The sequence below is a fragment of the Nostoc sp. PA-18-2419 genome, assembly GCF_005869855.1.
Taxonomy (GTDB): Bacteria; Cyanobacteriota; Cyanobacteriia; order Cyanobacteriales; family Nostocaceae; genus Nostoc.
The window spans coordinates 1-8,752 of sequence record NZ_SZNH01000078.1 but is presented as its reverse complement, the minus strand read 5'-3'; the positions used below and the strand labels follow the sequence as shown (position 1 = coordinate 8,752).

At 44.5% G+C, this 8,752-nt stretch carries 6 protein-coding genes and 1 pseudogene; 5 read left to right on the top strand and 2 right to left on the bottom strand.

Features of this window, described 5'->3' with window-relative positions; translation table 11 throughout:
- Window positions 1-417: 417 nt before the first annotated feature.
- Both FCR06_RS31580 and FCR06_RS31575 read left to right on the top strand, forming a co-directional pair.
- Window positions 418-705, top strand: a complete 288-nt coding sequence (locus FCR06_RS31580; protein ID WP_138506811.1) for a Nif11-like leader peptide family natural product precursor — start codon at window positions 418-420, stop codon at window positions 703-705.
- Window positions 706-846: 141 nt separating this feature from the next.
- A complete protein-coding gene (locus tag FCR06_RS31575; protein WP_138506809.1) occupies window positions 847-4,152 on the top strand; it encodes a type 2 lanthipeptide synthetase LanM family protein in 3,306 nt (1,101 codons plus the stop codon).
- 132 nt (window positions 4,153-4,284) lie between these two features.
- On the opposite strand, the gene FCR06_RS31570 is transcribed toward FCR06_RS31575, so the two are convergent.
- On the bottom strand, window positions 4,285-4,953 hold the full coding sequence (locus tag FCR06_RS31570) for a glutathione S-transferase family protein (protein WP_223280388.1): 669 nt from the start codon (window positions 4,951-4,953) through the stop codon (window positions 4,285-4,287).
- Between FCR06_RS31570 and FCR06_RS31565 the strand changes: the two genes are divergently transcribed.
- Window positions 4,952-5,134: a hypothetical protein gene (locus FCR06_RS31565; protein WP_138506807.1), complete on the top strand. Its 183-nt coding sequence runs from the start codon at window positions 4,952-4,954 to the stop codon at window positions 5,132-5,134. The two genes, FCR06_RS31570 and FCR06_RS31565, sit on opposite strands and share 2 nt — an antisense overlap.
- Before the next feature lie 198 nt (window positions 5,135-5,332).
- Window positions 5,333-6,772, top strand: coding sequence for an NHLP bacteriocin system secretion protein (locus FCR06_RS31560; RefSeq protein ID WP_138506805.1), 1,440 nt, complete (start codon window positions 5,333-5,335; stop codon window positions 6,770-6,772).
- On the opposite strand, the gene FCR06_RS31555 is transcribed toward FCR06_RS31560, so the two are convergent.
- Window positions 6,735-7,037: a hypothetical protein gene (locus FCR06_RS31555; protein ID WP_189523663.1), complete on the bottom strand. Its 303-nt coding sequence runs from the start codon at window positions 7,035-7,037 to the stop codon at window positions 6,735-6,737. The two genes, FCR06_RS31560 and FCR06_RS31555, sit on opposite strands and share 38 nt — an antisense overlap.
- A 216-nt stretch (window positions 7,038-7,253) precedes the next feature.
- Here FCR06_RS31555 and FCR06_RS31550 point away from each other — a divergent pair.
- A pseudogene (locus tag FCR06_RS31550) lies at window positions 7,254-8,681 on the top strand (cysteine peptidase family C39 domain-containing protein); the annotation flags it as partial.
- Window positions 8,682-8,752 lie beyond the last annotated feature (71 nt).

Here is an 8,752-nt window from a genome sequence, read left to right as displayed (position 1 = left end):
AGTTGAAAGCGTGTCTCAAGTACTCAATGAGTTAACATCTATGGAATTTGGCGAACTGAGTGAAGAAGAATTACTCAGTGTTAGTGGAGGGATGGCTAACACTGGTCACAGCCACATGTCATGTTGTACCGATTGTCCCAAGGGTAATGGTCAATGTTGATATTTCAGCACTTAGCTAACAATATTATTGATTGAGACTAGGTGTCAGCGTAAGGGAAAGAGTGAGAACTTAAAACTACCCAATTCCCATTTTCCCAGTACCCAATACTTCAATTAAATTGTCTAAAAATTTTCTCTAATTGCAACTATCTCCCCTAGTTTCACCCTATTAGTCTCTAAATTCAAATCATCAAAGCAGAGAACACCGCACAAAACAAGCGCATCTGCACTAAGTCAAACAAAACAGAGGATACGGAAATGCTACAACAAATCAAAGAATTACTTGAAAACGCTCAACTACAACAAAAATTAACAGCAGCAGCTAACGAAGCAGAAGCCATCAAACTACTATTGGTTGCCAGTGCAGAAAAAGGTTATAACTTCACAGTTGAAAGCGTGTCTCAAGTACTCAATGAGTTAACATCTATGGAATTTGGCGAACTGAGTGAAGAAGAATTACTCAGTGTTAGTGGAGGGATGGCTAACACTGGTCACAGCCACATGTCATGTTGTACCGATTGTCCCAAGGGTAATGGTCAATGTTGATATTTCAGCACTTAGCTAACAATATTATTGATTGAGATTAGATGTAAGCGGAAGGGGAAGGGGAAGAAATAACTAACTCCTGTCCTTCTGCTCCTCTGCACTTCCACACCTCTGCTTTTCTGCTCTTGTCAAGCCAGCATCATGAAAAATCCAGTCATCGCCAAACGAGATATCCCATCCTCAAAAGCATTAACAACTATTGTTGCCAACGCCAGTTTTCTCTGGGAACGCCTCGATATAGAACGATTTGTAATTGACATCGATTCGATTAATGAAACAGAGATTCAGCGTCGGCTTGATCGCTGGTGTCAAATCGTAGGTGACTGGAACACTTTACATAAACGCTTACAATGGCAAAGCTTAGACGTTGCTACGATTCGCCCTCGCTTGGGAAGCATCGACTGGAATCAACAAGTACCATTGCCAGCATGGGCAGAAACTTTGCAGCAGATTATGCAAATGGCAAGGGAATTTGAACCTGCACTGGAAATAGATTTACCAATTAATCCAGAAAATCCGATTCCCTTTGAAGATATTTTGGTACCTGCGATCGCAGTTGCCAGACAGCAACTTTTAACTCGACTTGGTTCTGGGCAACTCACTGAAAACAGCTTGCCCTTATTAGTCTTTTCAAAAGTTGCTTACTGTGAATTAGAGCGCAKTTTGCTACAGCAATTAGCAGGAGTTTGTACCAAAACGCTGAATTTTGAATTTTCTCAAGTTCGTCCATTTGGGAAAAACTTGCTCAACTTACTAGGAGTAGCAACAGAAAAGAGCAACAATAAAACTCACTATAATAAGTTTGTCTATCAACTCCTAGAAGATGGATTGTTAACTCTATTTAATAAATATCCAGTACTCGGTCGATTAGTAGCAACAGCCGTCAATTTTTGGGTAGAGTCTGCGGCTGAATTTATCCAACGTCTGGCTGAAGATAAAGCAGATATTCAGCAAATCTTTAGCTCTACAAATGATAGTTTAGGCAAAGTTGCTGAAATCCAAACTTCACTTTCTGACCCACACAAGCGCGGGCGAACAGTTATTTTACTCACTTTTGAGTCTGGACTCAAACTCGTATATAAACCTAAAGATTTAGGATTAGAAGTTGGTTATAACCAATTTTTAGATTGGTGCAATCAACACAGTCAGCTTTTAGATTTCAAAGTTATTCAAGTATTGAACCGAGATAATTACGGTTGGGTAGAATATATTACACATCAACCTTGTAAAGATGCAGCCGCTGTAGAACGTTTTTATCAGCGAGCTGGAATGTTGTTGTGTGTACTTTACGCTTTGCGGGGAACGGATTGTCACCACGAAAACTTAATTGCTAACGGCGAACATCTGGTGTTAGTAGATATGGAAACTTTGCTGCACCATGAAGCGAATTTGATTGAAAACTCACCAAATGCCGCAGAGTCTGAGACAACCGCAGAACAGCAATTCTGGGAATCTGTGTTACGCACTGGGCTTTTACCGCGTTGGGACTTTAGTAGCGATCGCCGCATTGCCTATGATGTTAGTGGATTGGGTAGTACAGATTCTCAAAAAGTTCCTCATAAACTACCCAAATGGCTACACGTCAATACTGACGATATGCAGATGCATTATGAGTCTGTCACCAGGCCTGTAGGGAAAAATGTGCCGCGCTTAAATGAGATAGCTTTGTCAGCCAGCGATTATCAAGCACAAATTACCGCTGGATTCGAGGTGATGTATCGCTTTTTGATGATGCATAAGCACATATTACTGGTTCCTGGAAGTCCGTTAACTGCGATGCAGCACCAGCAAGTCCGCTTTGTCTTCCGCAACACTCGCATCTACAGTGCCATCTCGCAAAAAACTTTATCACCCGATTATCTCAAACACGGCGTAGACTATAGCATCGAATTGGATCGCCTCAGTCGTGCCTTTTTGGTTGCTCAAGACAAACCCAATGCTTTGCCGATTTTGAGTGCAGAACTCAGAGCAATGGAACAACTAGATATTCCATTTTTCACGGCGAATGCCGCTAGTGATGAACTGAGTACAAGCGATTATCAATCCATTCCGCAATACTTTAAGCAACCGAGTTACCAGCACGCCTTGAATCAGTTGCAGGCAATGGATGAAATTGACCTAGCTCGACAAACGGCGATTATTCAAGGCTCATTCCATGCTAAGGTAGCACAAACTCCTACCCAAGACATTCAGCAATGGAATGCCGAATCGTTACCATTGCTGAGTTCGGCAGAATTAATTGCCGAAGCCATTGCGATCGCCACTGAACTAGAAACAACAGCTATACCAGATCCCGATGGCAGTGTAAACTGGATCGGCTTAGGTTATGTGCATGAAGCAGAACGATTCCGATTGCAAGTTTTAGGCAACAGTCTTTATGACGGACGCACTGGGGTTGCCTTGTTTCTTGCCGCACTCACTCAGGTAACTAATGACTCCCGTTCCGGTGATTTGGCATTGAAGGCACTGCAACCGTTGCGTCGGCAGATCCAAACTCTGAACTTAGAATCTCGGCAAATTATGGCTCGCCTCATGGGTATTGGTGGCGGGACGGGTTTGGGTTCGATAATTTATGGTTTGGTGAAAGTCAGCCAATTCCTCAAGGATGAGACGCTGTTGCCAGATGCTCAAACATTAACGGAGTGGATGACGCCAGAGTTGATTGCTGCCGATCAAAAGCTAGATATCATGAGCGGCTCGGCTGGAGCCATTCTAGGGCTGTTGTCCCTGCATAGAGTAACAGGGAATGCAACCGTTTTAGAAAAAGCGATCGCCTGTGGAGAGCATTTACTCAAGCAGCAAATCAGCTACGAAGGTTCTCCCAAAGCTTGGCAGACCCTGAGCGAAAAGCCCTTAACTGGGTTCTCCCACGGAGCAGCAGGAATTGCCTATGCTTTGCTGCAACTCTACAGTGTGACTGAAAATCAAGCTTACTACGAAGCAGCACTCCAAGGCATTGACTATGAGCGCAGCGTCTTTAGTGAATCCCATGCCAACTGGCCTGATTTTCGCAGCCTGGAACCCAATCAGCCACCTAGCTTCCCGGTTGTGTGGTGTCACGGTGCAGCTGGAATAGGGTTGGGGCGTTTAGGCAGCGTTAGACTTGGGGAAATTCCGGGTATTGAAGGCGAGATTGAAATTGCCCTGCAAACGACCCAAAACTATGGATTAGAAGCCAGCGACCATTTGTGCTGTGGCAATTTGGGTCGAATTGAAACCCTGTTAGTCGGGGCGCAACGTTACTCTCGCTCTGATTGGCGTCAAATTGCCCTCCAGAATGCCACAAATGTCGTAGCTAAAGCCAGACGAACGGGAGCATACCAAATGTTTGTTAATTTACCTAGTTCAGTGTTCCACCCCAGTTTCTTCCGGGGTACAGCAGGAATCGGCTACGAACTGCTACGGCTAGCCACAGATGATTTACCTTCAGTACTGTTGTGGGAATGAGCCTACTCGTTTCCTTTGCGTCCTTTGCGGTAGCCTGTCTTGAAAAGTTCAGATCGGTGGGAACCGCCGCTCCGACTTTTCGCTGCGGCAAGCCCTTCTTTACGAGAGGCGATCTGGCATCAGTCTTTTGCGCTAGTCAGCCAGTTGGTTGCTTGCAGTGAAAACCGCTAATTGAGCGGCAAAAGCACGCTTGAAGGCGGGCCGCGCTTCGCCACGGGCAACATAGGTAGAGAGATTCGGATAGTCGGAGAGCATACCCGAGTTTTTCAATCTGAGCAGCACTGACACCATCATCAGGTCGCCTGCGCTGAATGCGCCATCAAGCCAGTCGGCATCTCCAAGGTGACTAGAAAGTTCTAAGAGCCGATTACGGACACGACCTTCGACGACATGTAGGCGCTGCTCGTACCAGGTCTGATCGCGCTCTAATAACGTGGCGATTGCCCAATCAACGATTGGCGGCTCCATCGTGTTAAGTGCAGCAAACATCCATGTGATTGCTCGCGCTCGACTATTCGCATCGTCTGGCAACAGCCCCGTATGTCGCTCCGCGATATGGAACACGATCGCCCCCGACTCGAACAGGGCGAGATCACCTGACTCATAGGTTGGAATTTGCCCGAAAGGATGAAGCCCACGGTGCGCGGGTTGCTTCATCTCACTGAACGAAACAAGACGAACGTTGTAAGGTTGGCCCACTTCTTCGAGCGCCCAGCGAACGCGCATGTCACGCGCCAGTCCCTTGCCGCCATCAGGCGACCGTTCAAAGGCGGTAATAGTGGGTGTCATTGTCAGGGTCATGGTGATTTCTCCTTTCGATCCAATTTTCTGCTTTGGGTATGTGTTCTGTCCGGCAAGAACAGCAACTCTAGATATCAATGTCAAAGCTGGCAAAGGCAAAGCACGTCTGCGTAGAATTCGTTTTTCGACAGTCAAAAAGAGTACTAATAAGCCGAAAAAAGAACAACTACAATCTGCTTGACCTTTTAGTTTTTCTACTTCCAGATGTGTAACTTGTAAACTTACTACTGCTGGGTCATTTTGTCATGCTTTAGTCTCAACTCTAATTACGAGCCAGGACTATTTTGCTGAAATCTCCCCTAGTTCTCCCCGATCGCACTTTAATCTTAAAAGTCTAGAAGACTTGAAGCTCTAAGCGCTGTCAGGAACCAGGAGAACAATGCAACTCAAACACAGCCATATTTTCCGCCAAGAAGCACTAGATCGCTTATCTTCACCAGAACAACTGGATCGAGCAATCAATGTGGTCAAGCCTCAAGCTTGGCTGAGTTTATCTGCAATGAGTTTTGTGGTTGCTGTGGCTGGCGTTTGGAGTGTGTTTGGTAAAATTCCCCTCACTGTCACAGGTCAAGGTATCTTGATAAAACCGCACCATGTGGTGGAATTTCAAGCGCCTAGTTCCGGGCCGTTACTAACTCTCAAGGTGAAGCCGGGGGATAGTATTAAACAAGGTGATGTACTAGGTATTATCGACCAATCGGTGTTGAAGCAGCAATTACAGCAAGAGCAAGTAAAGTTGCAACAACTGCAAACTCAAAATCAAGAAACTGACAGATTTCAAAAATTGCTAATTGAGCAGCAAATCATCACTCTTGGACAGCAGAAAATGGATTTGGAAAATAATCTGCGTCGAGAGCAAAGTGCGCCCAAATTACGCGACCAAACTCTAAGAGCGATCGCCCAAAAACGTCAAAGTATCAATTCTCGCAAACAGCAAATTAACTACTTACTCAAAACCTTACAAGGACGGGTTGATAATCGTCGTCAGCTTTTTGAGGGTCATGTGATTAGCCAAGATATGGTAGTGCAAGCTGAACAGGAATATTTCAACACTCAAGCAGAACTATCTGAGATTGATGTACAACTCAAGGATCTGGAAATTCAAGAAACCACTACACAACGAGAATATCTAGAGAATCTTAACAAAGTTGACGAAATTAAAACCAAAATTAAAGACCTGAATACTCAAAATACGAAATTACAAGAACAAGACTTAAAGCAAACAATTGACAAAGCCAATCAAATTCGAGAAGTAAAACGCCGAATTGCTCAATTAGAATTGCAATTATCTCAAGAAAGTAGAATCATCAGCAAATATAATGGTCACATTCTCGAATTAAGTGTTGTCCCCGGTCAAATGATGAATCCAGGTAGTCGCTTGGGGTCAATCGAAGCTGAACAGCCAAATTCAAAACTGATGAGTCTTGTTTACTTCGCGAATAAAGATGGTAAGCAAATCAAGCCAGGGATGGGTGTACAAGTGACTCCCAGCTTTGCCAAACGCGAACGCGAAGGTGGCATTGTCGGAACCGTTGCAAATATCTCTTCTTTTCCAGTAACTACACAAGATATTACAGCGTTAATTGGTAACAAAGAAATTGCCGCTTCTCTTGCAGGTAAAGGTGAAGGAAAGGTACAAGCTCTTGTGGAACTAGAAGAAAATCCTACATCAGTTAGTGGCTACAAATGGTCATCTTCTGATGGAGGAGACGTAAAAATATCTTCTGGCACAACCACTTCTGTTCAAGTCAAAGTTGGAGAAAAAGCACCTATTTCTTACATTATTCCGATGTTACGCTCATGGACTGGAGTTTATTAAATTGGGAATTGGGGACTAGGTAAGACAAAGGGGGAGTTAAAACTTTAAGTTTCACCTTCAGAAGCTCAACATTCACCTTCAGAAGCTCAACTTTCACCCTCAGAAGCTCAACATTCACCTTCAAAAGCTCAACATTCACCTTCAGAAGCTCAACTTTCACCTTCAGAAGCTCAACTTTCACCCTCAGAAGCTCAACATTCACCTTCAGAAGCTCAACTTTCACCCTCAGAAGCTCAACGTTCACCTTCAGAAGCTCAACATTCAAGTTTTAACGAAGCATCCCAAATGTGTAAATACATATTTTGTCATTGCGAGCAAAATCAAAAGCAGCCAAGCAATGGCTTTCGATTGCTTGATTCCGCTACCCTATGGGAATGCTAAGGGCGAACGCTTCATTTGCAATGACAATCTATGATCTTAGTAAATTTGCATTGCGAAGCTCCCAGTTTTAACTCCTCAATCCCCAATGCCCCAGTCCCCAATGCCCAATCCCCAGTCCTCAGTCCCCAAATTTAAACCATATCGTGTCCGCACTTCTACACTTTTGCAAATGGAAGCGGTCGAATGTGGTGCAGCTGCTTTAGGAATAATCCTTAGTTATTACGGTCGGATTGTGCCACTGGCTAAACTGCGTGAAGAATGCGGTGTTTCACGGGATGGGAGCAAAGCTTTTAATATCATCAAAGCTGCTAAAAACTATGGACTCAATGCTAAAGGTTTAAAAGTATCTCTGGCAAAGGTGACAACTACGCGTCTCCCCTACATTGCCTTTTGGAATTTTAACCATTTTCTTGTAGTAGAAGGATACAGCAAAAAACGCGTCTATCTCAACGATCCTGCTAGTGGTCGGAGAACAGTTAGTTGGGAAGAGTTCGACCGCGCCTACACTGGTGTTGTTCTGATAATGGAACCTGGCGCGGACTTCCAGAAAGAAGGGAAAAAAAATCAGGTTATTTCAGCTTTAACTACCCGCTTACAAAACTCACGCGGAACTATTATATTTTGCTTGCTGGCAGGGTTACTGTTAACTCTACCTCGGTTAGCAGTACCAGCCTTTTCCCAAGTGTTTATCGATGAGATTTTAGTCCAAGACCGACAGCAGTGGCTACGACCCTTGTTATTAGGAATGGGCATAACTGCAATCTTGCGGGCATTTCTTGCCAGATTGCGGCTTACTTACCTGCGGCGATTGATGGTGAAGTTATCAGTTAGCACCTCAGGACAGTTTCTCTGGCATATTTTACGATTGCCTATTGGGTTCTATGACCAGCGCTATGCAGGAGAAATTAGTAGCCGGATGCAACTTAATGACCGGGTAGCACAAAGACTCTCAGGACCTTTGGCAACTACAATTATTGATGCAGTGATGATGGTCTTTTATTTGCTGATTATGATTCAGTATGACCAATTGTTGAGTGCGATCGCAGTTGGTTTTGCTGCCATCAATATCTTTGCCCTGCTATTTTTATCGCAAACTCGTGTTGATGCGAATATGCGACTGGCTCAGGAATATGGCAAAGTCGGTGGTGTAACGGTTAGTGGCATCCAAACCATAGAAACCATCAAAGCTTCTGGGCTAGAGTCAGATTTATTTGCTCGGTTTGCTGGTTATTACGCTAAAGCACTCAACGCCCAACAAGAATTAGATTTACAAACTCAAATTCTCAGCGCATTACCCACAATTTTGACAGCTTTAACCACAGCTTCTATTCTGCTGGTTGGTGGGTTACAGGTAATGAACGGCAATCTCAGTATTGGGATGCTCGTCGCCTACCAAAGTTTAACACTGAGCTTCTTAGAGCCAGTTAATAGCCTCGTCAATTTCGGCAGTACACTTCAAGATTTAGAAGCCGACTTAAATCGTCTTGATGATGTCTTGCAAAATCCCGTTGACTTAGAAGTGGAGGAGGGTATGGGGGCAGGGGGCAGGGGGCCGTTGACTTAGAAGTGGAGGAGGGTATGGGGGCAGGGGGCAGGGGG